The organism is Rhodococcoides kyotonense, from assembly GCF_001645385.1.
Classification (GTDB): Bacteria; Actinomycetota; Actinomycetes; order Mycobacteriales; family Mycobacteriaceae; genus Rhodococcoides; species Rhodococcoides kyotonensis_B.
In genome coordinates, this window is the sequence record NZ_LVHI01000005.1 from 1 (window position 1) to 26,216 (window position 26,216).

Annotated in this window: 26 protein-coding genes; 12 read left to right on the top strand and 14 right to left on the bottom strand. The window is 61.2% G+C overall.

What is annotated here, in order from left to right; genetic code table 11:
• Positions 1-215: 215 nt before the first annotated feature.
• Positions 216-1,361, bottom strand: coding sequence for a hypothetical protein (locus tag A3K89_RS25665; protein ID WP_157105220.1), 1,146 nt, complete (start codon positions 1,359-1,361; stop codon positions 216-218).
• A 179-nt stretch (positions 1,362-1,540) separates the two neighbouring features.
• Positions 1,541-3,181: a hypothetical protein gene (locus A3K89_RS04220; protein WP_068422320.1), complete on the bottom strand. Its 1,641-nt coding sequence runs from the start codon at positions 3,179-3,181 to the stop codon at positions 1,541-1,543.
• 488 nt (positions 3,182-3,669) lie between these two features.
• On the opposite strand from A3K89_RS04220, the gene A3K89_RS04225 reads away from it, so the two are divergent.
• Entirely contained in the window at positions 3,670-4,143 is a 474-nt protein-coding gene (locus A3K89_RS04225) for an ester cyclase (protein ID WP_254303401.1), read from the top strand.
• A gap of 330 nt (positions 4,144-4,473) precedes the next feature.
• Here A3K89_RS04225 and A3K89_RS25270 read toward each other — a convergent pair whose 3' ends face one another.
• Positions 4,474-4,791, bottom strand: a complete 318-nt coding sequence (locus tag A3K89_RS25270; RefSeq protein ID WP_254303402.1) for a response regulator transcription factor — start codon at positions 4,789-4,791, stop codon at positions 4,474-4,476.
• A gap of 548 nt (positions 4,792-5,339) precedes the next feature.
• Between A3K89_RS25270 and A3K89_RS04230 the strand changes: the two genes are divergently transcribed.
• The 4 genes from A3K89_RS04230 to A3K89_RS04245 all read left to right on the top strand — a co-directional run bounded on the left by A3K89_RS04230 (position 5,340) and on the right by A3K89_RS04245 (position 9,240).
• Positions 5,340-7,067, top strand: coding sequence for a sigma-54-dependent Fis family transcriptional regulator (locus A3K89_RS04230; RefSeq protein ID WP_084423568.1), 1,728 nt, complete (start codon positions 5,340-5,342; stop codon positions 7,065-7,067).
• Between the two features lie 96 nt (positions 7,068-7,163).
• Positions 7,164-8,363 (top strand): acyl-CoA dehydrogenase family protein, encoded by a 1,200-nt coding sequence (locus A3K89_RS04235; RefSeq protein WP_068422332.1) that lies wholly within the window; start codon positions 7,164-7,166, stop codon positions 8,361-8,363.
• A 107-nt stretch (positions 8,364-8,470) separates the two neighbouring features.
• The gene (locus A3K89_RS04240) at positions 8,471-8,839 is read left to right on the top strand and encodes a hypothetical protein (RefSeq protein WP_254303404.1); all 369 of its coding nucleotides are present in this window, start codon (positions 8,471-8,473) and stop codon (positions 8,837-8,839) included.
• Positions 8,836-9,240, top strand: coding sequence for a MaoC family dehydratase (locus tag A3K89_RS04245; RefSeq protein WP_068422337.1), 405 nt, complete (start codon positions 8,836-8,838; stop codon positions 9,238-9,240). Before A3K89_RS04240 ends, A3K89_RS04245 begins: the two co-directional genes overlap by 4 nt.
• A gap of 74 nt (positions 9,241-9,314) precedes the next feature.
• On the opposite strand, the gene A3K89_RS04250 is transcribed toward A3K89_RS04245, so the two are convergent.
• From A3K89_RS04250 to A3K89_RS04265, 4 genes are read right to left on the bottom strand one after another with little or no spacing between them, the layout of a single operon-like run.
• Entirely contained in the window at positions 9,315-10,055 is a 741-nt protein-coding gene (locus tag A3K89_RS04250) for an SDR family oxidoreductase (protein WP_068422339.1), read from the bottom strand.
• Positions 10,056-10,082: 27 nt separating this feature from the next.
• Positions 10,083-10,838 (bottom strand): SDR family NAD(P)-dependent oxidoreductase, encoded by a 756-nt coding sequence (locus tag A3K89_RS04255; protein WP_068422343.1) that lies wholly within the window; start codon positions 10,836-10,838, stop codon positions 10,083-10,085.
• Positions 10,835-11,968: an acyl-CoA dehydrogenase family protein gene (locus A3K89_RS04260; RefSeq protein WP_068422346.1), complete on the bottom strand. Its 1,134-nt coding sequence runs from the start codon at positions 11,966-11,968 to the stop codon at positions 10,835-10,837. The genes A3K89_RS04255 and A3K89_RS04260 overlap by 4 nt, the downstream gene beginning before the upstream one ends.
• Positions 11,965-13,191 carry an acyl-CoA dehydrogenase family protein gene (locus tag A3K89_RS04265; RefSeq protein ID WP_371828785.1) on the bottom strand — a complete coding sequence of 409 codons (1,227 nt, stop codon included), beginning with the start codon at positions 13,189-13,191 and terminating at the stop codon, positions 11,965-11,967. The genes A3K89_RS04260 and A3K89_RS04265 overlap by 4 nt, the downstream gene beginning before the upstream one ends.
• A gap of 172 nt (positions 13,192-13,363) precedes the next feature.
• On the opposite strand from A3K89_RS04265, the gene A3K89_RS04270 reads away from it, so the two are divergent.
• Positions 13,364-13,828: a MaoC family dehydratase gene (locus A3K89_RS04270; protein WP_068422350.1), complete on the top strand. Its 465-nt coding sequence runs from the start codon at positions 13,364-13,366 to the stop codon at positions 13,826-13,828.
• Between the two features lie 15 nt (positions 13,829-13,843).
• Here the strand turns inward: A3K89_RS04270 and A3K89_RS04275 are convergent, their stop codons facing one another.
• Positions 13,844-15,001 carry an acyl-CoA dehydrogenase family protein gene (locus A3K89_RS04275; RefSeq protein WP_068422353.1) on the bottom strand — a complete coding sequence of 386 codons (1,158 nt, stop codon included), beginning with the start codon at positions 14,999-15,001 and terminating at the stop codon, positions 13,844-13,846.
• A complete protein-coding gene (locus A3K89_RS04280; protein WP_068422356.1) occupies positions 14,998-15,816 on the bottom strand; it encodes an enoyl-CoA hydratase/isomerase family protein in 819 nt (272 codons plus the stop codon). The genes A3K89_RS04275 and A3K89_RS04280 overlap by 4 nt, the downstream gene beginning before the upstream one ends.
• A 190-nt stretch (positions 15,817-16,006) precedes the next feature.
• On the opposite strand from A3K89_RS04280, the gene A3K89_RS04285 reads away from it, so the two are divergent.
• The 4 genes from A3K89_RS04285 to A3K89_RS04300 all read left to right on the top strand — a co-directional run bounded on the left by A3K89_RS04285 (position 16,007) and on the right by A3K89_RS04300 (position 20,386).
• Complete coding sequence (locus A3K89_RS04285) at positions 16,007-17,539, top strand: class I adenylate-forming enzyme family protein (RefSeq protein WP_068422359.1); 1,533 nt, start codon at positions 16,007-16,009, stop codon at positions 17,537-17,539.
• A 149-nt stretch (positions 17,540-17,688) separates the two neighbouring features.
• Entirely contained in the window at positions 17,689-18,744 is a 1,056-nt protein-coding gene (locus A3K89_RS04290) for a hypothetical protein (protein WP_254303406.1), read from the top strand.
• Positions 18,744-19,925: a thiolase family protein gene (locus tag A3K89_RS04295; RefSeq protein WP_068422364.1), complete on the top strand. Its 1,182-nt coding sequence runs from the start codon at positions 18,744-18,746 to the stop codon at positions 19,923-19,925. The genes A3K89_RS04290 and A3K89_RS04295 overlap by 1 nt, the downstream gene beginning before the upstream one ends.
• Before the next feature lie 2 nt (positions 19,926-19,927).
• A complete protein-coding gene (locus A3K89_RS04300; protein ID WP_068422367.1) occupies positions 19,928-20,386 on the top strand; it encodes a Zn-ribbon domain-containing OB-fold protein in 459 nt (152 codons plus the stop codon).
• Positions 20,387-20,476: 90 nt separating this feature from the next.
• Here A3K89_RS04300 and A3K89_RS04305 read toward each other — a convergent pair whose 3' ends face one another.
• The 5 genes from A3K89_RS04305 to A3K89_RS04325 all read right to left on the bottom strand — a co-directional run bounded on the left by A3K89_RS04305 (position 20,477) and on the right by A3K89_RS04325 (position 24,273).
• Positions 20,477-21,103, bottom strand: a complete 627-nt coding sequence (locus A3K89_RS04305; RefSeq protein WP_254303407.1) for a TetR/AcrR family transcriptional regulator — start codon at positions 21,101-21,103, stop codon at positions 20,477-20,479.
• Positions 21,104-21,170: 67 nt separating this feature from the next.
• Positions 21,171-22,355 carry a thiolase family protein gene (locus A3K89_RS04310; protein ID WP_068422370.1) on the bottom strand — a complete coding sequence of 395 codons (1,185 nt, stop codon included), beginning with the start codon at positions 22,353-22,355 and terminating at the stop codon, positions 21,171-21,173.
• Positions 22,356-22,401: 46 nt separating this feature from the next.
• Positions 22,402-23,139: an SDR family NAD(P)-dependent oxidoreductase gene (locus A3K89_RS04315; protein WP_068422373.1), complete on the bottom strand. Its 738-nt coding sequence runs from the start codon at positions 23,137-23,139 to the stop codon at positions 22,402-22,404.
• Positions 23,136-23,894, bottom strand: a complete 759-nt coding sequence (locus tag A3K89_RS04320) for an SDR family NAD(P)-dependent oxidoreductase (protein ID WP_068422376.1) — start codon at positions 23,892-23,894, stop codon at positions 23,136-23,138. Before A3K89_RS04320 ends, A3K89_RS04315 begins: the two co-directional genes overlap by 4 nt.
• Positions 23,895-23,940: 46 nt before the next feature.
• The gene (locus A3K89_RS04325) at positions 23,941-24,273 is read right to left on the bottom strand and encodes a hypothetical protein (RefSeq protein ID WP_157105221.1); all 333 of its coding nucleotides are present in this window, start codon (positions 24,271-24,273) and stop codon (positions 23,941-23,943) included.
• Positions 24,274-24,423: 150 nt separating this feature from the next.
• Between A3K89_RS04325 and A3K89_RS04330 the strand changes: the two genes are divergently transcribed.
• Both A3K89_RS04330 and A3K89_RS04335 read left to right on the top strand, forming a co-directional pair.
• The gene (locus A3K89_RS04330) at positions 24,424-24,915 is read left to right on the top strand and encodes a flavin reductase family protein (protein ID WP_068422381.1); all 492 of its coding nucleotides are present in this window, start codon (positions 24,424-24,426) and stop codon (positions 24,913-24,915) included.
• Positions 24,916-24,945: 30 nt separating this feature from the next.
• Entirely contained in the window at positions 24,946-26,205 is a 1,260-nt protein-coding gene (locus A3K89_RS04335) for a bifunctional 3,4-dihydroxy-2-butanone-4-phosphate synthase/GTP cyclohydrolase II (protein WP_068422385.1), read from the top strand.
• Positions 26,206-26,216: the final 11 nt, after the last annotated feature.

Sequence of the window (26,216 nt, forward strand, 5' to 3'; positions counted from 1 at the left end):
TCCATCCTGCTACCACCTTTCTCCTCGCTGCCACCGATACTACGGCGCGGTTAGATGTTGTTCGCACAATCCGCTGGCCCTCGACAACACCGAACTGGGGTAATTAGCAGGAGAACTCGCGACTACCGAACACGACACTTAATCAGTCAATTTCGGCGTATTGCATCGGATGCACCATTCACCTCCACACATCCGATGACCGTTGACGCCGCGGACTAATAACGGAAAATGTGCAGATTGTATCCGTCTGTCGCGTAAAGAGTACTGTCATTGGACACTGTAACTGAAAGGTTGGATCGCCCGTAGGGAAAGTCTTCAGCTGTAAAATTACTGAATTCTTCCATGATGTGGCTGCCGGAACGGATGATACTAATGGGGCTGAGCGTATTCGAATAAACGATTATATTACCTGCGGAATCGGCTGCGATTTGACCGCCGTCCAGTTTTACGGGTATAGGTGAGGCGACATCTTCGCCATTTTTTGCATCTATAAATTGAACCCCATCGTAGGTGGTAAGGGCCAATTCGTTCATTTCCGGACGCTTAACCATTCCGGTCACGAAAGATTCCATTTCGCGCGTATGGTAAATCGATTTGGTGTCCGGATCATACTTAAATATCTTTTTTCCATCAAAGAAGAAGAAAGCTCCAGATATATTGTCTGATGCAATTCCGTCGACGCTTAGTCCGACGTAATCGTCCACTGATATTGAGCTTTTTTTGGTATACGATGGCCCTGTGAACAAATTCAGGCAAGGGCCGCCGTCCGCCCCAACTGCCAGGAGGCTTCTGGAAAACGGATTGTACACGGCCTTGTAGTCCCCTTGGCAAGAACCGCTATCGTTTGCATTCTTGATCGCTTGGTTGGTTTGAGCGTCGAACGGAACTAAGCCCTCTCGGGCGGCGGTTATGAAAACTCCCTGCAGCGTTGTACCGTCGAGTCCTCCAGGTTTTGGCAGCGTGGCTTCGGGAATCAGAGCGGGTGCTTCTGGATCTGCGACATCAATTCGAATAGTGGCATTCTCGCCAGAGATCAAGAGGGTTTGATCTGACGAGAAATAGTCGATCCCACCCGCCAGCGAGCCCATGGGTGGGATCTGGAGGTCACTAACGCGGTTCCCGGCTGCCGGTTCCACAGATAGTTCCCCGACGCTACCATCTGAGCTGATAGTACTGTTCGATTGAGGCGAAGAACACCCGGTCAGGACAGTCAATACCAGAACTGGACTGACGGCCAGCCGTAGTGCGTTTGCAAAATGCATTTTTCGGCTTTCTGTTGAATCGATACGGTTAGCTGCGTAGATCGAGTCGAACGACAAAACTTGGCACCGTAGCGATAGGATTTCACGCAATTGCGCCACATGAGCGTCCTGAAACTTGCCAACATCTGTTGTTCACAGGAGAGTGGATGACACCTGCTGTGGTTTCGTCAAGCAGTTATTGTTGTCCCGAGCAGTGACGGGCGGCCGATAAGTAAAGATAGCGATATGACTCGGTTGGATTCGGCGGCGTGCATGGCGCAGGCGGGGACATCGGCGACTCAGTTCTCGACGATAAACGATGTTTCGGAATTCAGGCCGGTAATCAGGTCGCGTAGTCGGACCGTGTAGTTGCCTGGCACGGTGATGAGGTACTTCTGGCCGGAGTCGCCGCCGCTGAAGCTGCTCGATCCGCCGCTGCTGCACCGGGCGGATTTCAGATCCTCGAACCCTGACTGTGGCCCTTCGATGCTCACGATCACTTGGCAGTGCTCACCGTTGTATTCCTCGCCCGCTGTGGTTTCGGCTGTCCAAGAGTAGGTCAGGTCTATGGCTGGTGGTTGGTTGGGGCGCACGGAGTCGCTCAATGCGTACCTGTTCGGGCCGATCGCCCTGCCGATCTGCACTGGCCCGGTCAGCCTGTTCTCCATCGAAATCGATTCGACGGAAAACACCTCATCCGGCACACCGGACAAGTCCACTGTGTCCCCACCACGTGAACGGATCACCACCGACGCCGAGTTCTTACCGTTGAACTCCCCGGCGAGGCCGGTCACCGTCGTCGCGAACAGTGACGCGCTTTTCGGTAATGAGGTGATACCGGTGAGGGTGGCGCCCAAGGCCTTCGCCGCCTGCGCGCCGACGTCGAGGGACTCGGACTTCACCGCCAGTGACCCTACGGTCCCGGCGCAATCGAGGGCTTCGCGGCTGATCTCGCCGGCTTGTGTGTCGGACGCTTGTCGTATCCGGTCCCAGTTAATCCCACCGGACATGCAGTCGACGGCGTCGACGGTAGTGAACGGATCGGCAACCTCCATTGCCCTGTTGCCGCCCCACACCATCGATCCGCCGTGCATCCCGATGTCGACCAATGTCATCGCCGCTTGCGCACGCAGGTCGATTCGCCTCGGCACGTTCGGCGGCGCGAACACCACCTCCGACGACCCCAACGGGTACAGCAGAGTACCGTCGCCGAGATCGGAGTCCAGCAGGCTTCCATACAGGACAGAGTTCGCAGCGGACGAGGACGACATGTCGGTCAGTTCTTTGCGTTCGAGCGGTGGTGGCACGGTTCGCACGATCCACCCGAGGGGCGAGTTCGAGTACAGGGTCACCGCGAGGTTGCCACCCCTGTTCTCCAGGCACGGCCACACCACGTCCTCGGCAGGAGCTGCCGCCTCGTAAGTGACCGCGCCGATCGTCGCGGCTGTGCCGTAGCAGCTCGGCGCGTCGGTCTTCTGCCCGAAGAAGCCGTCGACGTTGTCCGACACCGTCTCCCGCAACTGCGAATAGTTCACGGTGCCGTTGTAGAAGCTGCTCAGATGCGTGGTGGTAGCTGTCAGGGTCCGGCTCGATGCGTCCCATTCCGCCGGCAACATCTCCGAGCCGGGAGGGTCAGTGGTGCTGACCGCCACCACCACCGGGTCGACGTCGTCGCCCAAGTCATCGAAGCGGGTGTCGGAGGCGGGGATGTCGAATGTCACCGTTATCGGCTTCTTCGGCTGATCCTCGTCTCCGAGCACGATCGACGCGCCACCACCGAGCTGCAGCGCCGAGGTCGACGATGTCGGAATCGACTCGGCAGGAGAAAGACGGACCGTAGTGCCCGACGCTGCGATACCGGCAACCGATTCCACAGTGACGCTGGCGCCGTCGATCTCACCGGTGAGCGTGACGCCGTTCTTGTCGACTGTGGCTTCCACTGCACGTGGGTCCCCGGTGTGAGTTGTAGTTTCCGGCGCGACAGTCGGGTCTGAATTTTCACCCGAGGTGCTGGAGGAGCAGGCTGCGCACAGCAGCACGACGGAGGCAACCGACACGCGGAGCAGCGGAGCAGCGGACCGCAGCATCGATCGCGGCAAGACGGTAGTAATGGTCGAGTACCTCCGGGTGGTGCCTACTTGACTCACTATTCACGGCCATTCCACACTCATTTGTCAATCTATGTCGGTCAAACGTACGACAGGCGTATACCGTAAATGTTCTTACTTTCGAAAGCACCCACCCGACATGTGAGCCAACTGCCACAGATTGGGTGCCGGCGGTGTTGGTGGGAATTTGCGGCGAAGGGGACTCCCCCAGGCGAGCGGATACAGCCAATCTTGATATGCAGGGTTACCGGAAAGATGCTGTATATTGTTGCAGCGCAGAGAATTTAGCTTGAGTTTTTATTTGTCGTAACTCAGCGCCGATGGCACCCCTGGCTCAATGCTGGCTTCCTGAGCGACTGACCCGGACGTGGACTGAGCAGGCCTCTACCCTGGATGGCATGGATACGTTTGCAAACAATCCAGCCAGTACCTACGCGCGGTACATCGCAGCTTGCAACGAACACCGCTTCAGTGACCTCGGCGCGTTCATCGCCACCGATGTCGAAGGTGTTCGCAGCGGCTTCGGCGGTTATCGCGACGGACTTCAGGACATCACGGTTGCGTTCCCTGATTTCAACTGCAGCTCGGAGAGCGTCGAGGGTCTGTCGATGGCGGCTCGGCTGACGGCCACTGGTACCCACCGTGGTGGGTTCGACGGGATCGCCCCGACTGGTCGGCATGTGCGGATCCAAGAGTTCGCGGTCTACAGGGTCGACAGTGACGGCAAGATCGTCCGGTGCTGGGGAGATTTGGAAGCTGCGTTACGCAGTGAACTTCTCGCCGGTGACACATAGGAGGCAGTCCCGCGTCTGCCACACAAACATGATGCGTCCGAGCACAGAGCGCTGAGCACGTGCGTCCAGCGCGGAGCGCGGAGCAATACGACCAATTCTGATATGCAGGGTTACCAGTAGTCTGTAGCGAGTCGCAGGAAGTGCGAACTCGAACCCACCCCGATGGCTACGTGGCTGAACGCAGGTTCCGGGGCAGCCACCTAGAGCGGTGCTAATACTAGCTCGGCCAGGGACGGATTGGTTGGTGGCCGCGGGTGGTTCTCCTTGACCACCTACGCGTACTTCCCGCGTACGCCTGGTCGGCTGGCTGAGTGGGTCGAGGTCGGCCTTTCAGGCCGTTGGACGGGGGGCCGTATCACGTCGAACGAGCGGCGCCGGAGATGGAGACTTGCAACCTGCAAGGTCAATGCGAGTTGCAATGACCGCCGCTTCGGTACGCGAACGCGCCTGAAGCTTTCGAAGTACGTTGCGCACATGAAATTTTACGGTGTTGACGCTTACGAATAGGCGCACAGCAATTTCGGTGTTGCTTTCGCCCATTACGACGCCGTCGAGTACCTCCAGTTCCCTGTCGGTCAACAAAAACGGCGTCATTTCACCGGGTGCCATGTCGATAATCCCGCCTTGCTGTGTGGCTTGCTCGACCAAACCACCGTCTCGACCTCAACTTAGTAACATCTCCAAGCTATTGATGCACTGAGTGCCACTGTACGCCCATCTGAAGTTTGCTATGCGTCCGAACCGTTCACTGCCGACGCCGGTGGCGGCCGTCGGTCGGCGCTCCGGAGAAAGGTTTTCCACCCGGGTTGTCCGCAACGCCGACGGGCGTTTCTCGGTGCACGCGGTCGCGACACGAAACTGGCCTCCTCCGATTCGGCGGGTCGTGCTGGCGACCGTCCGGCCGTTACCGCCGAAATTTGCGGCTCTTCTGATTCTCGTTCGCGTGTGTGTGAGACGCGGGAACGCCACGAGGTTTCGTGGGTTGCCCAAGCTAGCTCCGTCGATCCCCGGCAGTCTGCGTTCGCCTGGCAACTCTTGACCTATCCCTTATTGACACAATCGTCAGTAGTCAGGATCATGGTGGTGTACATCACCTTCGATAAGAGCGTCGGCGACGCAGGCATCGCTGTAGTAAGGAGCCCGCAGTGTCTTTGGACGAACGTACCCGCACGCTTCTGCGCGCTCGAGAGTCCTTCATGTCCGGCGATCCGGACATTGATTCGAGCCCTGTGCGGCCCGCCATTGTGCAGTCGTGGAGGCGCTCGATTCTGTACGGTCTTGAACCGAATCGTTCGAGGCCGATATTCGAAGACACGCAGCGCGTCAACGAACAGTTTTTGGCGGCGGCACGCCCGGTCATCGACGCACGGCGGGGGGCGTTGATGGATTCCTCGAGCAGTCTGACCATCACCGATGCCCAGGGTCTGGTGCTCAGTCGATGCGTCGAAGACTCCAAGCTGACCAGGCGACTCGACCATCACGACGTACTCCCTGGCTACTCCTTCGCCGAGACTTCCGTTGGCACTAACAGCGCCGGAATGATCCTCGAGACCGGCCACGCTTCGATGGTGGCGGGTCCGGAGCATTTCTTCGAAGAGTCTTTAGCGCTGACCTGTGCGGGCGCTCCGATCTACCATCCGACAAGCAAGCGTCTGATTGGGACCCTGAATTTGACATGTCGGTTCGAGGACACGAGTCCGATCATGCTGTCGTGGGTTCGTGAAGTAGCCGCCGAAGTCGAACGAGCACTCGCGGTGGTGTCGACTCGCCGTGAACATCTGCTGTTCGAAGCATTTCTCGCGGACAACCGGGACAGCCGCCACGGAGTCGTCTGTCTCGACGAGCACACGATCATCAGTAACGCAGCAGCTTCTCGCGTCATCGGGTCGGCCGACCAACCCATTTTGTGGGAACACGCCGCGAAAGCGATGTCCGGTGGCCGAACCGACCGCGCGCTTCAACTGGACCTGGCGAACGGCAGCACCGTCTCGGTGACGGTCTCCCCGGTGCAAGACGGACCGCTTGCTGTTGGCGCGGTGCTGCGCGTCAAGGCCCCATCGAAACGGACCACCAAGAACGATGCCGACGCCAACGGGTCGCTGTTATCAATCCCCGGTCTCGTCGGCAGAAGCCCGGAATGGCAGCGCGTATGCCGAGCAGCGCTGGATCCGTCGGCGATGTCTTTGTTGATCGTCGGCGACGCCGGAACTGGAAAGTCGGCCATCGCCACCGGCGTTCTCGGTAACGACGTCACCGTGATCGATGCTGATTCGCTGGAATCAGCCGACCGCGCGGCCTGGGTCGCCCAGGTACATGACACGCTCGCAACCACGACGAACCCTGTCGTACTCCGGCACCTGAACGTCATAGAACCTAGCTGGCAGAGGTCGGTGGTCGCCGCCCTCGGGTTAGCCCGCGACCGCGGCATCCGAGTTGCAGCCACCATGGCCGCACCCGAGGGCGTGAGCCTCAGCACTCCCCTGGTCGAATGGTTCGACACCACAGTCGCCGTCCCCCGGCTCAGCGAACGAAGCGATGACTTGCCTTCGTTGCTCGATGCACTGTCGTCGAGGCACAACCGCACCGGTCGGCGCATTCGGTGGATGGCCGATGCAGTACAGACTCTCGGGCGCGTCGAGTGGGACAGAAACATACTTTCTCTGGACGCTGTCGTCCGTGAACTCGTCGTCTCCAAGCGACGCGAATACATCGGGGCTCAGGATTTACCGACCGATATTCGCGTCAGGGCCGCCCGGAGACAGCTGCTGGGCCTCGAACAGGCAGAAGCAACGGCGATCATGAACGCACTACGCGATACAGGCGGTAATAAGCGGTTGGCCGCGGACAAGCTGGGAATCGCGCGATCGACCCTCTACCGCAAGGTTCGTGCGTTCGGCATAGACCTCAGCGCTGCCCATTTCTGAGCTTCTCGCTCCGAGTGACTTATAACGAGACATTTGCGAGAGCGGTCGGCTGTCATCGTGGAATGAGCCGACCAATCCCGTAGGAGGATCACTGACATGGCGTCTTCGACCACCGCCACCTCGCCTGATATCGCGTCGCTCCCGCTGATGCCCAGCGAAGAAGAGGTTTTGCTCCGCAAGACCGTTTCGAAAATCGTCGCGAAGTACGGTCACGAGTACTACCGGCAGAAGTCCCTCACCGGTGAGCCGATGCAGGAACTGTGGGACGAGCTGGGCAGAAACGGCTACCTCGGCCTCAACATCTCCGAAGAGTACGGCGGCAGCGGTGCTGGACTCACCCAGCTGTCGATCGTTTTAGAAGAAATGGCTGCGGGTGGCTGCCCCGAGCTCGCGATGGTCCTGTCACAAGGGATTGCCGGCAGTGTCTTCGGACTGCACGGAACCGAAGAACAGAAGCAGGCTTTCCTGCCAGGGATCGCCGATGGCTCGCTGAAGTTCGTCTTCGCTCTGACCGAGCCGGATGCGGGCTCGAACTCGCACAACGTATCCACCAGCGCAACCCGCGACGGGGACGAATGGGTGGTCAAGGGTTCGAAGTACTACATCTCGGGCGTCGACCACTGCGATCGCTTTCTGCTCGTTGCGCGAACTGGCAAGGACGAGAAGTCCGGGCGCGGCAAACTGTCTTTGTTCGTCGTCGACCCGAACGTCGAGGGATTGACGCGCGAACTGATTCCGACCGCACTGTCGGCTCCGGAACGACAGTTCACGTTGTTCTTTGACAATGTTCGTCTTCCCGCTGACAGCATCGTCGGCGAGGTAGACAAGGGCCTGGTCCCGCTTTTCGACGGCCTCAACCCCGAGCGTGTTCTCAGCGCGGTGATCTGCACCGGAATCGCTCAGTACGCTATCGATCGCGCAGTCGAGTACACAAAGTCACGCGCCGTGTGGAACGGAGTTCCGATCGCGACCTACCAGGGTGTCCAGCATCCACTAGCAGCAGCGAAGATCCAGTTGGAAGCTGCGCGCGGCATGACCTGGCGTGCAGCGGCTTTGTTCGATGCAGGATTGCCCGCGGGCGAACAATCCAACATGGCGAAATACCTCGCCTCCAAGGCTGGGCACCTCGCCCTCGATACGGCGATCCAGGTCCATGGCGGCAACGGACTAGCCCATGAGTACGGTTTGGCCGACTTGTGGAGCATCATCCGGTTACAGCAGATCGCTCCGGTGTCCACCGAAATGGTCCTCAACCACATTGCGCAGCACACACTCGGATTGCCCCGTTCCTACTGACCGCTGGCCCATCACGGAAAGAGAAGCTATTGAGCGCCACTGCTCCAGAGCTGGACCCCACATTGGCCGGGCGGGACTTGCCCGGTGACACCACAACTATCACCGGTGTGGAAAGCGCTATCGCGGACCACGCTTTGCTGAACCCGACGGCGAGCAAAACCGCACATCCATTGTGGTTCCTGATTATTGCGCTGCGGGGTATGGGAATCTCGGTCGACGAGCTGTGCCGACTGGCGCACCAGGGACCGAACGACACATTGCTGTTCGGCACATGCGAGATCGAGCAAAATGCGCCTCTCGCCGTGGGTTCCACCTACCGCAGTACTGCGCGGATCGTCGAGACAGACCGTCGCAACACCAGGGATGGATCGATTCTGGACAGCATCACCATCGAGGTACGACTCTTCGACGAGTCGGGGTCCGAAGCTGGTTCGGTGGTAAGCGTCTACCTGTTCAAGAGAGGAAATCAATCGTGACGGTCACCGACGTGACGGTGGGATCGGCGATCCCGGAATTCACAGTGGACGGCGTCAGTGGAGAACACATCCGCCAGATAGCGTTGATTCTGCAAGACCCCAACCCAATACATTTCGACCTCGATGCGGTTGCACGCGCAGGTATGGGGGACCGCGAAATCAACCAGGGCGGTACGACGATGGCCTACATCATCGACATGCTCGCCGCCTGGACCGGGTCGAGCGACAACGTCACGCAAATCAAGTGCCGTTTCCGCGGAAACGTTCGCGCGGGAGACACCGTGATCGCCGGTGGCGAAATCACCACCATAGACGCCGGATTCGCGGAATGTTCGGTGTGGGCGGATCTGGCCGACGGCACCCGCGTGATCGACGGTACCGCGACGGTCAACCTGAACTGACCGCGTCACTGATCCGACTTGCGAACGATTTCGGCCCCCACCGCAGGTGGGGGCCGAAAGTATTTCACACACGGTTACATCGACACCCCGCCGTCGACCGGCAATACGACGCCAGTGATGTACGCAGCCTCGTCCGACGCGAGGAACGCAACGGCGGCTGCCATTTCGGAAGGATCAGCGAAACGGCCCTGCGGCACCGTCGCTGTCATCTCTGCCAGCTTCTCGGGTGGCACCGCCGCCACCATCGCAGTTGCAGCGTTGGGAGAAATCGCATTCGCTGTAATCCCGAAGCGCGCCGTTTCTTTAGCGACAGACTTGGTGAAGCCGATGATTCCGCCTTTGGCGGCTGCGTAGTTGGACTGGCCGATGTTTCCGTGCATTCCCGTGTAGGAGGTCACGTTTACGACGCGACCGAACTTGTTAGCGCGCATATGCGGTACCGCCGCGCGTGTCACGTTGAATGTACCGGTGAGGTGTACGGCGAGGACGCTGTCCCACTGCTCGTCGGTCAACTTCCAGACGACGGAGTCACGGGCGATACCTGCATTGTTTACCACTACGTCGATCGACCCCCATGTGTTCACGATGGTGTCCACCGCGGCATCGACCGAGCCACGGTCGGCCACGTCGACAGTAAGAGGCAGAACGTTCTCGCGGGCCGATCCCCATTCAGATTCCAGCAGAGCCGCGTCGCGATCGGCCACGGCGACCCGAGCCGAGGATGCCACGAAGAACTCAGCGAGAGCCTTGCCGATTCCTTGCGCTGCGCCGGTGATCAGAACGGTACGTCCGTCGAAGTTGTATGAGATTGTCACGCTGCGCCTTTCGAGCGAACTTCGTTGTCAGAAGATGGTGTATCCGCCGTCTACGACGACTTCGTTACCTGTATGGAATGTCAGCGACGGGTCGCCCAAGAACGCTGCCACGGCATGGAACTCGTCGGGGGACGCCCATCTACGCACCGGCGTGCGTCGGGTGGTGACGTCGACGAATCGTTCGTCCTCCCGAAGGTGGTCGTTCATCGGAGTTGCAACCCAACCCGGGATGAGGACATTGCACCGGATTCGATGCCTGGCGAACTCGACTGCCAACGTCCTGCCGAGTGACGCACAGCCGCTCTTGCTCGCCGCATACGCGGCTTGACCGGCCGCACCGTACTTCGACACCGTCGACGACAGAACGATCATGGCACCCCCTTCGCCGCGCTCGACCATGTGTCGGCCGACCTCACGCGTCGTAAGAAAGGTTCCGTCGAGGTTGGTGCGCAGCACCCGATGCCATTCCTCGAGACTGGTCTCGAGGTAGGAATCAGCCGCCGCGATGCCCGCGTTGGCAACCAACGTGTCGATTTTTCCGAACTGAGCTACGGTCGCGGCTGTCGCATCGACAACCGATGCCTCGTCTGAGACGTCACATGAGAACGCTCCTGCCCGCACGTCGTGAGACAGCAGCTCGTCGACGGCCGCCTGGCTTTTCTCGGCATTTCGGGCCCAGATAGCCACATCGGCGCCGGCACGAGCCAATCCAACTGCCAGTCCGAGGCCGATACCACCGTTCCCTCCGGTGACGACCGCGGTCTTGCCTTTGAGATCTGTCATCGCTGCCCCGTCTCGATGGTGATATCCACCAGTTGCCCGGTACGCTCGCGGTGCTTGTCTATCCCTCCGAACAACGCAGAAGAAGACTTAGCGCGCTTCAGAAGTAGATGGGCTGGGTGCTCCCAGGTGAACCCGATACCGCCGTGCAATTGAACGCATTCCTCGGCTGCCTTCACCGCAACTCTGGAACAGACGGAATGCGCCAGGGACGATGCGACCGGCAGGTCGTCCGAGCCTTCCGCTGCGCAGGCTGCGGCGTACCGTGCGACGGCACGCGCGTTGGTTATCTCGACCCACAGATCAGCCAGGCGATGCTTGATCGCCTGATAACTGCCCAGAACTCGGCCGAACTGCCGGCGTTCCTTCAGATAGTCGACCGTCAGCCGCAACGCTTCCTCGGCAAGGCCGAGTTGCTCCGACGCCAGCAGCGCCGCCGAGACGACCAACGCGTGCTCAAGCGCCGCGGACGCACCGGAAGCGAGCAGCGTGGCAGGGGCCGAGTCGAACTCGATGTCCGCCAACTGGCGCGTCATGTCCAAGGACACGACGGGCGTCACCGCGGCGTCCGATGCCTGCACCGCGTGGAGGTCATTGCCGACCAGGACGAGCAGAACATCGGCAGACACCGCATCCGATACCGACCTCACAGACCCGGAAAGACGACCGTCGACAACAGTGATACCGGTCGTCGGCAACTGCCAGGGCACGGTCGTTGCCGGTAGCGCAACGGCGAAGACGACGTCTCCAGTGGCGGCCAGTTCGAGCGACTCGCTCGCCCCGGCTGCGGTCAACAACGCAGTCGACGTGACGACATGGCCGACGAACGGCACTGCCGCGCTGTGACGGCCGAGTTCCTCCAATACCACTGCGACCTCGCGCCAGGACGCGCCTGCGCCACCCGCATCCTCAGCGATCGCAAGACCTGCCAACCCGACATCGCGCGCCAGCGAAATCCACAGTTCGCTGTCGACGGTTGCGTCGGACTCGATACGCTCGAGCGTCGCCGGCCACGAGCTCCTCTTGTCCAACACGTTTCTGACTCCGTCGCGAACCTCGTTCTCGATTTCGGAGTAGAGCAGGTCGGGTACGGCGGACTGAGTCGGTGTTTCCTGTTTGGTCGGGACGCTCATCGTGCCAATTCCTTCCAAGGGACGTCGACGTCCACTCTCGGTTCCGCCGGCAGCCCGAGAACGCGCTCGGCGATGATGTTGCGCATGATTTCCGAAGTGCCACCCTCGATCGAGTTGCCCTTCGTTCTCAGGAACCGATAGGTACCCGGGCGTGAGGATTCTTCGTCGAGATCCGGGCGACGGAACGTGTAGTCGTCGAACCGAAGGCCGTCGTCGCCGAGCAAATCCACCTCGACGCTCGATATCTCCTGAGCCAAAAGCGCATAGGTCAACTTCGCCCCTGATCCTTCGGGCCCGGGCAGTCCGGCCGCCATCTGCTGGCGCAGCCGCGCGGTGGTCAGGCGGGCAGCTTCCGCACGCTCCCACAATTGCAGGACGCGGTCGTACGTGCCTGCCGTTGCACCCTCGTTAGCGCCCGAACGCCATGTCTTGCAAAGAAATCCAATAGGACCACCCTCCCGTGGCGCCAGGCCCGCCCCGATGGCGACCCGCTCGTTCATGAGGGTCGTCTGGGTCACCTTCCAGCCCTCCCCGAGGTCTCCGAGGCGGTTCGCGTCCGGGACACGAACGTCGCTGAGGAACACCTCGTTGAACTCTGCCTCTCCGGTGAGCTGACGCAAGGCACGCACTTCCACACCCGGCGACGACATGTCACAGACGAAATACGACAAACCACGATGCTTGGGTACGTCCGGATCGGTTCGTGCGATCAGCAGAGCCCAGGACGCTTCATGCGCCAGAGAGGTCCATACCTTCTGGCCGTTGACGATCCAGTCGTCACCGTCACGCACGGCTTTCGTTCCCGCAGTAGCAAGATCCGATCCGGCTCCGGGCTCGCTGAACAGCTGGCACCAGATCTCTTCGCCCGTCCACAGGGGGCGTAGGTAGCGCTTCTGGTCCGCCTCGCTCGCGTACTTCAACAATGTCGGTGCCGCCATACCGAGTCCGATCACGTTCCGGTGCGGTGCATTGTCCGGCGCACCTGCCTCCAGAAACGCGGCGTCGACGACCGCCTGGAGACTTCGGTCCAGACCGCGGCCCCCGAGGCCGAGCGGATAGTCGACCCACGCCAATCCGGCGTCGAACCGAGCACGCAGGAAGTCGATGCGTTCGGTCGTGCGGGGGTCGTGATCGTGCAAGAACCGCTCGACTTCGCCGCGCAGGTCCGCCGCCGCTTTCTCCTCCGTCATCGCCAAGATCAGCCCTTCCAAGAGATCGGTCATGAACGACGCAACCGACGAGGTCGACTACGACCAGTCGACACTCGCATCCCGGAGCAGTTGCGAGTTGTCTCAGTCTGGGTCACCTCGCCGTGGGGTGTCGCGGTAAGCGACATCGGCACGGCAGCCGATCGCTCTAATGTGGCGGCACCGCCAACGAACGGAAGACTGAATCATGCCTGACGCGTTTGTCACCCGCCGGTCCACCGCCGATCTTCACGACCTCGTCGACGTCGCCCTGCCGACGACGGAATGGGTCTCGATCGACCAACACCGTATCGATCTATTCGCGGACGCCACCGACGACCATCAATGGATTCACGTCGACCCCGAACGCGCTGCGGCCGGACCGTACGGCAAGCCCATCGCGCACGGCTACCTCTCACTGTCGCTCATCGGGCCGCTGTTCGCACGTGTACTACGTGTCGAAGACGCGTCGATGGTCGTCAACTACGGCCTGGACAAGGTCCGATTTCCCGCGCCACTTCCGGAGGGGTCACGGGTGAGATTGTCCTCGACCTTGGTATCGGCTGCAGCCGTCGACGGCGGGGTCCAGATCGTCGTACGTGCCACCCTCGAAGTAGAGGGTGGCACCAAACCGGTGTGCGTCGCGGACGCGGTGTACCGGTACTTCGACTGACAACGGTTTCGAGTCTCAATGACTACGCGGTAGCGCAAGCATGTGCTCCGCGATGTAGTTGAGAATCATTTCGTTGTTCAGAGGCGCAACCCTGAGCAGACGGATCATCGGATACAGGGTGATGACATCCGATTCGGCGTCGAATCCAGAACCGCCGTGCGTCTGGATTGCGGCATCCACCGCTGCGTACGACGCCTCGGACGCCAGCAGTTTGGCGATGTTCGCATCGTCGCCTGCGTGATTACCTGCGTCGAACTTCTCGGCTGCGCGATAGGTCATGACGCCCGCGGCCTCCAGCTGTGCTTTCGCTCGCGCAAGCGGATGAGACACCGCCTGATACGAGCCGATGGGAACGCCGAACGGGGCTCGGCCGCGGGCATGTTCGACTGCTTTTGCCAGCGCCCGCCGGCCTAGCCCCAGCGTCCACGCCGCGATGACCACTCGCTCGGCGTTCAGGGCGTCGAACATGCCCGAGAGACCCTTCCCCGGTTCGCCGATCACGGCATCGGGGGGTATGACCACGTTGTCGAACCACACCGTGAACTGCTTCTCGGGAGCCTGCCATTCGATGTTCATGGCTGACATGGTCACGCCCGGAGTGTTTTTCGGAAGAACGAAGATGGAGATGCCGTCACTCCGCCGTACTACCTTCGAGGCCGGGGTGGTCCGAGCTATCACCATCATGTGCGTTGCATCGTCAGCCCCCGAGATGAACACCTTCTGACCGTTGAGCACGTAGTGGCCGTCGTCTCGGCGAACTGCTGCGGTGCGCATGGCGAAACTGTTCGTTCCTGCGTCGGGCTCGGTGATCGCGAAACAGAAGGTGCGCTCCGCCGTCAGGGTGGGTACGACGTGCTCGTCGATCTGAGCCTGCGTCCCGTGCTTGATGATCGCCTGACGCGCGAACGAAGTCAGCGAGAACAGCATCGGTGGAGTGCCCGCGATGCTCATCTCTTCCATCACCGCAGCGGTCGCGGTCAGGCCGCCGCCTGCACCGCCGTGACGTTCTTCGACTCCGAGGGCGAACAGACCCTGTTCGACCATTGCTGCGTACATTTCAGTCGGTGACCGTCCTTCGCGCGTGCACTGCATGTAGTAGCCCCGGTCCCACCGTTCGGTGACCCCGTGCACCGCTTCACGAACCGCTGCGACCAGCTCGGTGCTTTCGCTCATCGGCCGACGAACGTCGTGTCGCGCTTCTGCTGAAACGCTGCGACGCCTTCCCGCGCATCGTTGGATCCGAGTACCCGGCTATTGAGAGCATGCTCGAGAGCGAAGGCGCCGTGATGATCGAGTGCGCGCACCGCGATCTCTTTTGCCGTCCTGACTGCCAGTGGGCCGTTCTTGGCAACAACCCCCGCAATCTCGAGAGCCCGATCAAGGACGCGATCGCTTGCGACTGTTTCGTTGACCAGACCGATTGTCAGCGCGGTCTGCGCGTCGATCGATTCGCCTGTCAGCAAGAGCTTCATCGCAACCGGCCATGACACTTGCTGGGGTAGACGCACATGAGTGCCTGATCCGGGTACGAGACCCCACTTCACCTCGGGTAGACCGAACGCCGCGTCCGTGGAGGCCACCCGAATGTCGGTCCCGAGCAGGATTTCGAATCCCGCACCGATGCACAGTCCGCGAACCGCAGCGATCACCGGCGTGAACACCGAGCTGAGGAATCGGTCGGTGGTGACGGGATTGAGTAGATCGTCGGCCGCATCCATAGCGGGCGGCAGCAGTGTGTTGAGATCGCCGCCAGCAGAGAAGGATCGCTCACCTGCGCCGGTGATGACAATCGCGCGCACGGAAGGGTCGGCATCGAGCTCTGACGTCGCTGTACGGAAATCGTCGATCATCGATCGCGTCATGGCGTTGAGTTTCCGGGGCCGGTCGATGGTCACAATCGCAATCGGTCCATCGACGGTCACACCTATCGAACCGCTGCTGCCTGCGTCGTTCGCATTCTGTGCGGACTCGGTGTTCACCTGCGTCATAGTTCTCCAGTCTCGAAAGTCAGGCCGGACGCCTGCCGCTTCATGGTGACCCCGCAAAGCCGCCCTGCGGCCGATCTGTCCCCAATTGCGACACTGCTGCCCCGCCCGTTCGTCCTATCGTTCGTCGGACGAGATGTGATCGACTTGCTGGTCGCACTCGGATCGGAGACTTTCGAGTGAGGGACACTTCATGAATCTCGCCAGCACGTTTGCCCACGTGGCCGAGGAACGACCGGACAAGGTTGCGTTCGAGAACGCCGACGGGACGCTGACCTATCGTGAGCTCGACGACCTCGCATCTCGTGTTGCGTCGTACTTGATAAACCGCGGGATCCAGCCTGGGGACCGCGTCGGTATCTACATGGGAAACACGGCACGATACCTCGTCGTTGCTTTCGGAATCTGGAAGGCAGGCGCCGTCCTCGTCCCCTTCAACATCGCAATTCCGCGCGGGCCACTTCGCCATGCCGCCGACGATTCCGGCGTTCGTATGATATTTGCGGAAGCCGCTGGAATCGAAAGGCTCGCGGGTGATCTGGCCGGCCTGGATGTCGTCGACTCGTTGGTGGACGTCAGTATCTCCGGCGAGCGTACGGAGCCCGCCGTCGCGACGTACGCCGACGTCGTGGCATCGGCCCCGCTCTCCCAGATCGTTCCTCGTATGGACGGTGACAATGCGCTTCTGATGTACACCAGCGGTTCGACCGGCAAGCCCAAAGGCGTACAGCAGACCCACCGCAACACCACTGCGGTGATCGAGGCCGAGATCGACGCGTGGAACTTGGACGAGACAGAACGCGCCGTGATCTGCACTCCCTTCTTTCATGTCGGCGGCATGCAGTTGACGACGCTTCCAATTCTGTTCAGTGGGGCATTCATTTACTGCCTACCGAGATGGAATGCAGCCGCGTGGCGCGAAGCTGCGGTCAGAATCGATGCCACGTTCACGGCGCTCGTGCCGACCATGGTGGTCGACGTCGCCAACCAGCTCGAGAACGACCCGATCGCGTTGTCCTCGATGAAAGTGTGTGCAATCGGCGGCTCCGTTTTACCCACCGGTCCCGTCGACCGCTTCATGAAGGCCACCGGAATCGTCAACGCCGTCAACATCTACGGTCAGACCGAACAGTCCGGATTGTCGATCTGCGAGCGACCGGGTGAGCAGGAGCGCCCCTATGCGCTCGGCCGTCCTCTCGAACAAATTCTTCAGTGGCGCTTGACGGCCCCGGGTAGCGACGACGTTCTGGCCACCGGCCCCCGGTTGGGAGAACTCCAGGTCCGGGGTGATGCCGTGACACCCGGGTACTGGAATTTGCCTGAGACAACCGACGCCAAGTTCGTCGACGGCTGGTTTCGCACAGGCGATCTCGTACGCGTCGACGACAACGGGGTCATGCATTACGTCGAGCGGATCGACGAGATGATCATCTCGGGTGGTGAGAACATCTATCCCCAGCTCATCGAGAACCACCTCGCATCCGACCCCGACGTCGCGGAAGTCGCAGTCATCGGGACCTATCACGAGCGTTGGATGCAGCAGGTCACCGCAATCATCGTCCCCCGCCGGTCTTCGGTGACCGAAGAAGACATTCTCGCCTATTGCGCTTCACATCCCGATCTTCAGGGACTGCAGAAACCCCGGCGCATCGAGTTCGTCGACGCGCTGCCGAGAACCGGGAACAACAAGATCGACCGGCCGCAGCTGAAGCGGACGTTCGTGTGACAAGTAACGAAAGGAACATAGTGCCGACGCCTGCGACACCGGCGACATCATCGCCGACAGCACAGCTACGCCGAGGACGAGCGTCTTCGTTCGGTCCGGTCCATATCGCAGGGATTGCGACGACGTCCTGGGTCCCCGAACATAACGCGGTGGTGGACGAGCTCGTCTATCGAGCCGTGTACGACGCCCTCGACGCCGCTTCGATCAACAGGCACGAGATCGGACTGACGGTGACCTCATCGATGGACCTGTTCGACGGTCGTAGCATTTCGAGCGGGTTGACGAACTCGGCCTCCGGCGGCTACCTCAAGGACTCGTATCGACTCGAATCGGATGTCGGCACTGCGATAATCGCGGCCGCGCAGGCGATTGCAGCCGGCGACGTCGATGTCGCCGTAGCTGTCGGTGCTTACAATCCGGAGACATCTGTAACCGGAGATGCGCGGCAGCAGTTCCTGCAGCAGTTGTCCAACATGGCTTTCGACGCGCACTTCGCGCGGCCGATCGGGTTGACAGCGCACGCGTCTTACGGGCTTCATGCGTCGTGGGCACTGAGCGAACAGGAGACGTCGCTCGAAGAACTTGCAGAACTCGCCGCGCAGCAGATCAATGTCGCAGCCGAGTCCTCGCGTAGCCTGCGAGCGGCACCTGTGACGGCTGCCGACGTCCTTGCCTCGGCGCAAGTGTCGTCTCCGCTGACCGAGTTGATGCTCCCGGCGTACAGCACCGGTGCGGCGGCTGTGGTGTTGGCTTCCCCTCAACGCGCCGCGCGTGCGAACAGCAGAGGAGCAATCATCAGCGGTGTCGGCCATGCAACGGGTGCGTACCTCGAAAGCACCGAGTGGCTGCGAGATCCCGGCGCATCCACGTCCCGCGCTGCTGCGGCCGCTTACCGCTCGGCGGGCATCTCCGATCCTGCCGAGACGGTAGACCTGGTCGAATTCACCGCTCCCAGTATCGCCCTGTATCACCCGTTCCTCCAGGCTTTGGCTGTGAACAAGAACCTACCGGCTACGAGTATCAACCCGTCGGGCGGTGTTGCGGGCAACTACCCCGGTCTAGCGAACGGTGCGTTGCGCCTTCTGGAGGCGGTGGAGCGCATCGAGAACAACCCAGATCATCGAACGGGCGTGGTCCATTCGGTCGATACGATCACCGGAACCGCCACGCTGGACAGCACGGTTCTCGTAGTGGAAGGTGCGTGATGGCACAGCAAGCATTCGTTTCCGGCGTCGGTATCACCGAGGCGTCGTCTCCCCGCAAGCAGACGAGATCGTTCGTGGAGCTGTGCACCGAAGCTGTGCACAGAACCCTGGAACATGCGGGCGCAGAAGCCAGTTCGATCGATGCCGTCGTCGTCGGTGACATCGACGGTTTCGAGGGGACCATTCTCGGAGCGAAGTTCCAAACTCGGCAGGTGGGCCTCGGTTCGGACGTTCCGGTGTTGGTGGTCAACACCGGCGGCACGACGGGCGGCAACCTCATGCAGGTTGCCGCCCGGATGGTGCGTGCGGGTACGCACGATCGCGTACTGTGCCTGGGCGGACCGACGTTCTACGGCGTGCAGGATCTGCAGGCTGCAATCAACACCAATTCCCCCATGATCGTCGAGCAGCCGTTGGGTATGGGCGGCTTCCATATGGGCGCATTTGCTGCGAGTGCTTACCAGGCCAGACACGGGACGACGCTCGAGGATTTTGCGTCGATCGCAGTCACTGATCACGACAAGGCATCGCGCAATCCGTTTGCGCACTTGCGGTACACGGTCACGGTCGACGATGTGGTGAACGGAACGCTACTGTCCTCGCCGCTGACGCAGCCGATGGTGTGCCCGGTGTCGACATCGGCTTGCGCAATGCTCGTGACATCGAAGTCAGCCGCAGAGGAACTGCGGACCGAGCCCGCTCTCATCAAGGCGATGGGAACCTCGGGTGATCCATACCTCGGTGGCGGCAAAGGCGATTTCGCGGTCATGGAGAATTTGGCCATTCTCGCGCGGCGCGTCTATGCGTCAGCCGACATACGTAGTCCCCGAGATGATTTCGATGTCGTTGAGGTGTTCGCCCCCTATGCTCACATGCAACCGATGCAGCTCGAAGCCCTCGGTTTGTGCGATGCAGGTACCGGAATAGATCTCATCCGGTCGAGCGAGAGCCTTCTCGGCGGTTCCATGCCCATCAATCTCTCCGGCGGCCCCAAATGCACCAACGCGGGGGTTGCAGGTGAGCTCGCGCCCTACGTCTACATAGCGTGGCAGATTATCGGCGATGCACCCGAGGAGATCCAGGTTCAAGGTGCGCGCCGTGGATTGGCGCACGGGACCGGCGGAACATTCTTCCAGTTCGAGAATTTGGCAGTGTTCGAAAGCACCAAGGAAAGCAGGTAACGATGACTTCGCCGACGACCACACAGCACGTCCACTGGGACTTGGACTACGACATCCACCTCGGAGAAACGTGGGGCCGGTTCATGAACGGGCTCAAAGAGAAGAAAATTTACGCGAACACCGGTGGATCGAAGAAGGTCTACGTCCCTCCGATGGCCTACTGCGAAGAAAGCTTCGAGCCCAACGACACTTGGGTCGAACTGTCCGGCGAGGGTGACCTCGAGGTGTTCACCGTCGCATGGCAGGGATTCCGCGGAGGTCCGAAGACTCCGTACGCCATCGGAGGCATTCGCCTCGACGGCGCGGACACTCTGTTGATGCACTACGTTGTGGGTTTGGACTTCTCTGACCCTGCCGGGATTCGCGCACAGCTACCGAAGGGCTCCCGCGTCCGCGCTGTGTGGGCAGAGGAGCGCTCCGGCCAGATTCTCGACATCGCACATTTCGAACCCGCAATCTGACTCGATCGAAATCAGGAAGTGGCCTCTCCCCTATTCGCGGGAGAGGCCACTTCGAGTTCCTGAGCAGGACAGTCGATCAAGAACGAGCGTTTACTGGGTAGCGTGCAGATCACCGATGGCGATCAACGTCCGGCTGAGTAGTTCGCAGACACCCTTTTTCGTCAACAAGCCAGACACGAGCCACTCCTCGGTGGCCGTTCCGACCATGGCTTGAAAAGCGCGAACCTGGGCACGAGCGGCGACGTCGTCGTCCGGAAGACCCAGTACGGCGAGCAGCCGATCTTCCCAACCCGATAGGCTGCTGGCGAAAAGATCGGCGACCTCGTCGTCGAAAGCCGTGCGCTGAGCACGAATCAAGGCAACGAACGTCTCCCTGTTGCGCTCGACCAGGTCGAGCCATCGGGAAAACAGATACTCCACCGCCACTTCACGGTCCTTGGACACGGTTCCGCGTGGCAGCAGAGACGGAAGCGTCGCAAACCGGCGAAGCGCCTCCAGATACAGCGCGCGCTTGTTCCCGAAGTGGTAGTTCAAGTTGGTTCGTGTCGTTCCCGCCGCGTGCGCGAGCTCGGCTGTGCTGATCGCGTCGTATGGCTTGACTGCGAATACCGACATGGCCGCCCGGATCATTTGTTCTCTGCGATCGTCGGCATCGAGCCGTACTCGACGCGGCAGCACCGAGCGGCGCTCCGCCTCTTGATCCGGCTCGGTGGACACGCCGTTCACCGTAGCTACCCGCGCCGCGACCTGCCTAGTCGGGGCGCGGGTAGCCGAAGTGCTCATCTCAGAGTCGCTCGATCACGGTGGCGTTGGCCATGCCGCCGCCCTCGCACATCGTCTGCAATCCGTAGCGACCACCGGTAGCTTCGAGCGTGCCCAACATGGTCGTGAGGAGCCTGGTTCCCGACGCACCGAGCGCGTGGCCGAGTGCGATCGCTCCACCGTGCGGGTTGAGCTTGTCCGGGTCGGCTTTGGTGTCGGCTGCCCACGCCAGAGGGACCGGCGCGAACGCTTCGTTGACCTCGAAGGTGTCGAAGTCTCCGATGCTCAGCCCCGATTTCGCGAGCACCTTCTCCGTGGCCGGGATGACACCGGTCAACATGTACAGGGGATCGCTGCCCGTGACGGCGAAGGAATGGAACCGCGCGCGGGGAGTGAGCCCGAGTTCCCGAGCTTTGTCGGCCGACATGATCAGAACTGCCGACGCTGCGTCGGTCAGTGGCGAGGAGTTGCCGGGGGTGATGCTCCAGTTGATCTGGGGGAAGCGCTCGTCGTACTCGGGAGCTTGGAAAGAGGGACGTAGCCCGCCCAAACCCTCGACTGTCGTGGACGCACGAAGCGTTTCGTCGGCCGTGTGAAGCGAGCCGTCCGGCAGCCGGACCGGAACGAGCTCACGATCGAATTTCCCGGAGGCCAACGCGTCGGCTGCGAGTCGATGAGATCGGGCCGAGTACTCGTCGAGGTCGGTGCGGGAGAAACCCCACTTCGCGGCGATCAGCTCAGCCGATACGCCCTGTCCGATGAGTCCGTCAGGGTAGCGTGCGGCCAACGGCGCCACGTTGGGGTCCTGTCCCTGCGAGCTTGCGCCCATCGGAATTCGGCTCATCGACTCGACACCACATGCGATCACGATGTCGTAGGCACCGGCGATGACGCCTTGCGCCGCGAAATGCGCCGCCTGCTGGCTGGACCCACACTGGCGGTCCACTGTGGTGCCCGGTACCGACTCGGGCAATCCCGCAGCGAGCGCAGCCGTTCGAGCAATGTTGAGCGCTTGCTCGCCCGTCTGCGAAACACAGCCGGCAATGACGTCGTCGACCAGTGCCGGGTCGAAATCGTTGCGCTCGAGTAGCTTTTCGAGGACCTGCTGTAGAAGTCCCACTGGATGCACTCCGGACAAAGCACCTCCTGGCTTGCCTTTGCCCGACGGGGTGCGAATTGCGTCGACGATTACGGCGTCGATGGTCATTGGTTTGCTCCAATATCTCTTGGGTTGTGAAGTTTGCCGAAAATGGTCAAGCTCGCCACAGGTTCCGACCTGGACGCGACATCGGGACATACGGAACGGTGACGCTCTTCGACAGTCGCGTCATGGACACCACGACCTCCGCGACATCCGAGACCCGGATCATCTGCGAGGCTGCAACTTGTTCCTCGAGCCCTGCGGTCATGTCCGTGGCGACGTAACCGGGACATACTGCGGTGGCGTTGACGCCGTGTGAATACTCCTCCAGCGTGAGCGTTTCGCACAGAGAAGTCAGCGCAGCTTTGCTGGCGCCGTACGCGGAATTCAACGGTTCGGACGCAATTCCTGTCATGGAGGACAATGCAATGACGCGCGCACCATGATCGGATACGTTCCCGGTTCGCCGAAGTGTCGGCAAGAACTGTTGAATAAGGGCGTACGACGCCCGAACGTTGACTGCCAGCAACTTGTCCAGACGTCGCAGGGGAAATTCGCCAAACGCCCCAATGGATCCCATGCCGGCGTTGAGAATCAGCGCATCGAGTCTGCTATGCGCCCGTTCGAACTGGGCTGCGATGACTGCGGGCGAAGATTCCTCGGCGAGATCGGACACGACCGGGGTTACCCGCCGGCCGGTCTTGCCTGCGAGCTCCGCCGCGAACTTCTCCAGGGCCTCTGCTGACCGCGCCGTCACCACGAGATCCCAACCCTCGGTTGCCAATCGCGTGGCCACCTCGGCTCCGATTCCCCGAGTGGCGCCTGTCACCAAGGCGACCCGCGTAGTCATCGTGGCCCCATTCGAATCGCGCCGTCGAGTCGAATGTTCTCACCGTTGAGCATGGCGTTGGACGCGATGTGCCCGACGAGGGCTGCATACTCGTCGGGGTGGCCCAGACGAGTCGGATGCGGCACCTGACTCGAGATCGACCGGCGCGCTTCCTCCGAGAGCCCTTGCAGGATCGGCGTGTCGAACATTCCGGGCGCGATTGCCACGACTCGGATCTGTCTGCTGGCCAGATCGCGGGCGATCGGTAGCGTCATCGCAGCGATTGCACCCTTGGAGGCGGCATAGGAAGCCTGTCCGATCTGGCCGTCGTATGCGGCGACCGACGCGGTGTTGACGATGACACCTCGCTCGCCGTCCACCGACTCGTTGGTGCTCATGGCCTCTGCGGCCAGTCGAACGACGTTGAACGTGCCGAACAGGTTGATGTCGACCACTCGTTTGAAACGGTCCAAATTCAGTGGGCCGTCTTTGCCGATGGTGCGCGCGGGGTCACCTACTCCTGCGCAATTGACCACCACTCGCAGATCACCCATCTGCGTTGCGGTCCGTACGGCTTTTTCGACCGCCGATTCATCACGGACGTCGCCCTCCGCGAATGTCACCCCGTCGATGCCTTGCCCCAGTACTCGCTCCACCGACCCGGGTAGATCGATGCCGACCACCTGCATCCCGAGTCCGTACAGGTGGCTGGCAGTTGCCAGACCCAAACCGGACGCAGCCCCGGTCACCAGTGCCACCGATCCGTTTACATCCACGAGGTTTCCTCTTCTCGACCTTCGATAAAAATGTGTACGCCGAACGTCATGCGCCGTCGGCTGTGTGTTGGAGATGGACCTGGACGGTGCCGGTCGAGTCGTCGTACCACCCTTTGGCCTTGGCGTAGTCGAGCATCGCGCGGTACGCATCCGGCCACCCGATGGTCGTCGCTTCCGGCTCCGCCATGGACTGCAACCGATCGCCGTACACGAGAGCGTGTTCCGCGTCGACGCGCGCCAGGAGCCCGGACTCTTCGAACGTTGCTCGCACCGCCTCCGCTAGCGGCAGCTCAGGCACCTCTGCATGAAGCCGTCGCAGGTCGTCGGCTTCGCGAATCCGCACCGTGCGCTCGGTTACTTCGATAATCACGTTGGTCACCGTGACACATCACACGCTGCTCGAGACGTCTCATTCCGGGACAGTCCAACCAATTGTAGTGATGTGCGACATACATAAGGCGTGACGTCTTCCTAGGCTCGTCAGCGAATGCAGTCCGATAGGACTGTCCGACAAACCAGGAGTGCACCGATGTCCGCTTCAGACACCGATCAGGCCATCACCTTCAAGGACGCCATGGCTGGCTTTCCCAGCGGAGTCACCGTCGTCACCACCGTCGACGAGAACGGCAAGTGGTGGGGTTTCACCGCCAGCTCGTTCTGCTCGTTGTCCGTAGATCCGCCCCTCATCTTGGTGTGTTTGTCCGTCAATGCCGAATGCCATCCGGTGTTCGAAGCGGCTGACAGGTGGGTCGTTCACGTCATTCATTCCGATCAGGTCGACGTGGCGCTTCGCTTCGCGACCAGGGGCGCCGACAAGTTCGCCGGCGATGTTTTCGAACTCGACCACCGCGACCTTCCTCGAATGCAGGGCGCTGCAGTAACTCTCGACTGCACTGCGCACGCTCGGCACGAAGGCGGAGACCACACGATTCTGGTGGGGAAGGTAGATCAATGCTACCGAGGGGACAACCCACCCACCGTGTACACCGAGCGCGCATTTCACACTCTCACCCGAATTTGAGTTTCAGCCCTGAACTGAACGGACACCACGATGAACGCAGACGACCGATCGGCAAACTTCGACATCGCACTGGCACGGTTACGAGCCGGCCGCATGATCATCGTGGTCGACGACCCTGACCGTGAAAACGAAGGTGATCTGGTCATGGCCGCCGAGTTCGCCACCGCCGACCAGCTGACCTTCATGGTCCGACACACCACGGGGATAGTCTGCGCGCCGATGAGCGACTCGCGGGCCGACGAGTTGGAGCTTCCCCTCATGGTCGAACAGAACACCGACCCTCACGCCACGGCCTTCACTGTGTCGGTCGACGCACTCGATGCGGGCACGGGGGTGAGCGCTCGTGATCGCGCCAAGACCCTCGAGGCGCTCGCCAGTCGGCACACCACCCCGAAGGACCTGAGGCGACCGGGACACATTTTCCCCCTACGAGCTCGCCCCGGCGGTGTCCGCGAGCGCGGCGGCCACACCGAGGCGTCGGTCGATCTGCTTCGACTGGCTGGACTGACCGAGGTAGGTGTCATCAGCGAGATCGTCGCGCCGTCGGGCGCGATGATGCGAGGCGACGAGCTGGTCCGGTTCGGTGCCGAACACGACCTACCAATCGTGTCCATCAGCGAACTCGTCACACGCCTGGGTTCGGGTGGAACTCGGGCCGCTTCGGCGGGTGTTCACAACAGGGGTAGCGCAGACTTGCCGACGACGTTCGGACGCTTCACCGCAACGGCGTACGGGACCACCGAATCGAACGTCGAGCACTTGGTTCTGACGATGGGCGAAGTGTCGGCGGCGTCGGAGACGCGAAACGGCGTGCTGGTCCGAGTCCACAGCGAATGCATCACAGGAGATCTCGCCGGTTCGCTTCGCTGCGATTGCGGACACCAGTTTCGATCCTCATTGCAGCACATCGCGGACGAGGGGGTCGGTGTCCTCATTTACCTGCGTGGTCACGAAGGGCGAGGAATCGGGCTCGGCCACAAGCTGCAGGCCTATGCGCTCCAGGAACGCGGACGTGACACCGTGGACGCGAACCTCGATCTCGGCCTGCCGGTGGATTCTCGGGAGTACGGCATTGCGGCCGACATCTTGTCCGACCTTTCCGTCAAGCGAATCCGCTTGATCACCAACAACCCGGACAAGCGAAACGCATTGGCCGACAGTGGCGTCGAAGTCGTTGATCGTGTCGGATCGGACAGCCGAGCTACACCGGAGAACATCTCGTACCTTCGTACCAAGCGAGATCGATTGGGCCACATGATCGAATTGTGGGATCAGCCGAAGATCGTGTGACGAGGACGCAC

What these genes read in the sequence shown, in the direction of transcription:
- A3K89_RS04225 (WP_254303401.1), top strand. Translation starts at nt 3,670, where the DNA reads ATGGCACCCCTGGCTCAATGCTGGCTTCCTGAGCGACTGACCCGGACG.
- A3K89_RS04300 (WP_068422367.1), top strand. Translation starts at nt 19,928, where the DNA reads ATGACTTCGCCGACGACCACACAGCACGTCCACTGGGACTTGGACTAC.
- A3K89_RS04255 (WP_068422343.1), bottom strand. Translation starts at nt 10,838, where the DNA reads ATGACAGATCTCAAAGGCAAGACCGCGGTCGTCACCGGAGGGAACGGT.
- A3K89_RS04260 (WP_068422346.1), bottom strand. Translation starts at nt 11,968, where the DNA reads ATGAGCGTCCCGACCAAACAGGAAACACCGACTCAGTCCGCCGTACCC.
- A3K89_RS04295 (WP_068422364.1), top strand. Translation starts at nt 18,744, where the DNA reads ATGGCACAGCAAGCATTCGTTTCCGGCGTCGGTATCACCGAGGCGTCG.
- A3K89_RS04270 (WP_068422350.1), top strand. Translation starts at nt 13,364, where the DNA reads ATGCCTGACGCGTTTGTCACCCGCCGGTCCACCGCCGATCTTCACGAC.
- A3K89_RS04310 (WP_068422370.1), bottom strand. Translation starts at nt 22,355, where the DNA reads ATGACCATCGACGCCGTAATCGTCGACGCAATTCGCACCCCGTCGGGC.
- A3K89_RS04330 (WP_068422381.1), top strand. Translation starts at nt 24,424, where the DNA reads ATGTCCGCTTCAGACACCGATCAGGCCATCACCTTCAAGGACGCCATG.
- A3K89_RS04280 (WP_068422356.1), bottom strand. Translation starts at nt 15,816, where the DNA reads ATGACGCAGGTGAACACCGAGTCCGCACAGAATGCGAACGACGCAGGC.
- A3K89_RS04285 (WP_068422359.1), top strand. Translation starts at nt 16,007, where the DNA reads ATGAATCTCGCCAGCACGTTTGCCCACGTGGCCGAGGAACGACCGGAC.
- A3K89_RS04275 (WP_068422353.1), bottom strand. Translation starts at nt 15,001, where the DNA reads ATGAGCGAAAGCACCGAGCTGGTCGCAGCGGTTCGTGAAGCGGTGCAC.
- A3K89_RS04315 (WP_068422373.1), bottom strand. Translation starts at nt 23,139, where the DNA reads ATGACTACGCGGGTCGCCTTGGTGACAGGCGCCACTCGGGGAATCGGA.
- A3K89_RS04230 (WP_084423568.1), top strand. Translation starts at nt 5,340, where the DNA reads ATGTCCGGCGATCCGGACATTGATTCGAGCCCTGTGCGGCCCGCCATT.
- A3K89_RS04335 (WP_068422385.1), top strand. Translation starts at nt 24,946, where the DNA reads ATGAACGCAGACGACCGATCGGCAAACTTCGACATCGCACTGGCACGG.
- A3K89_RS04235 (WP_068422332.1), top strand. Translation starts at nt 7,164, where the DNA reads ATGGCGTCTTCGACCACCGCCACCTCGCCTGATATCGCGTCGCTCCCG.
- A3K89_RS04265 (WP_371828785.1), bottom strand. Translation starts at nt 13,191, where the DNA reads ATGACCGATCTCTTGGAAGGGCTGATCTTGGCGATGACGGAGGAGAAA.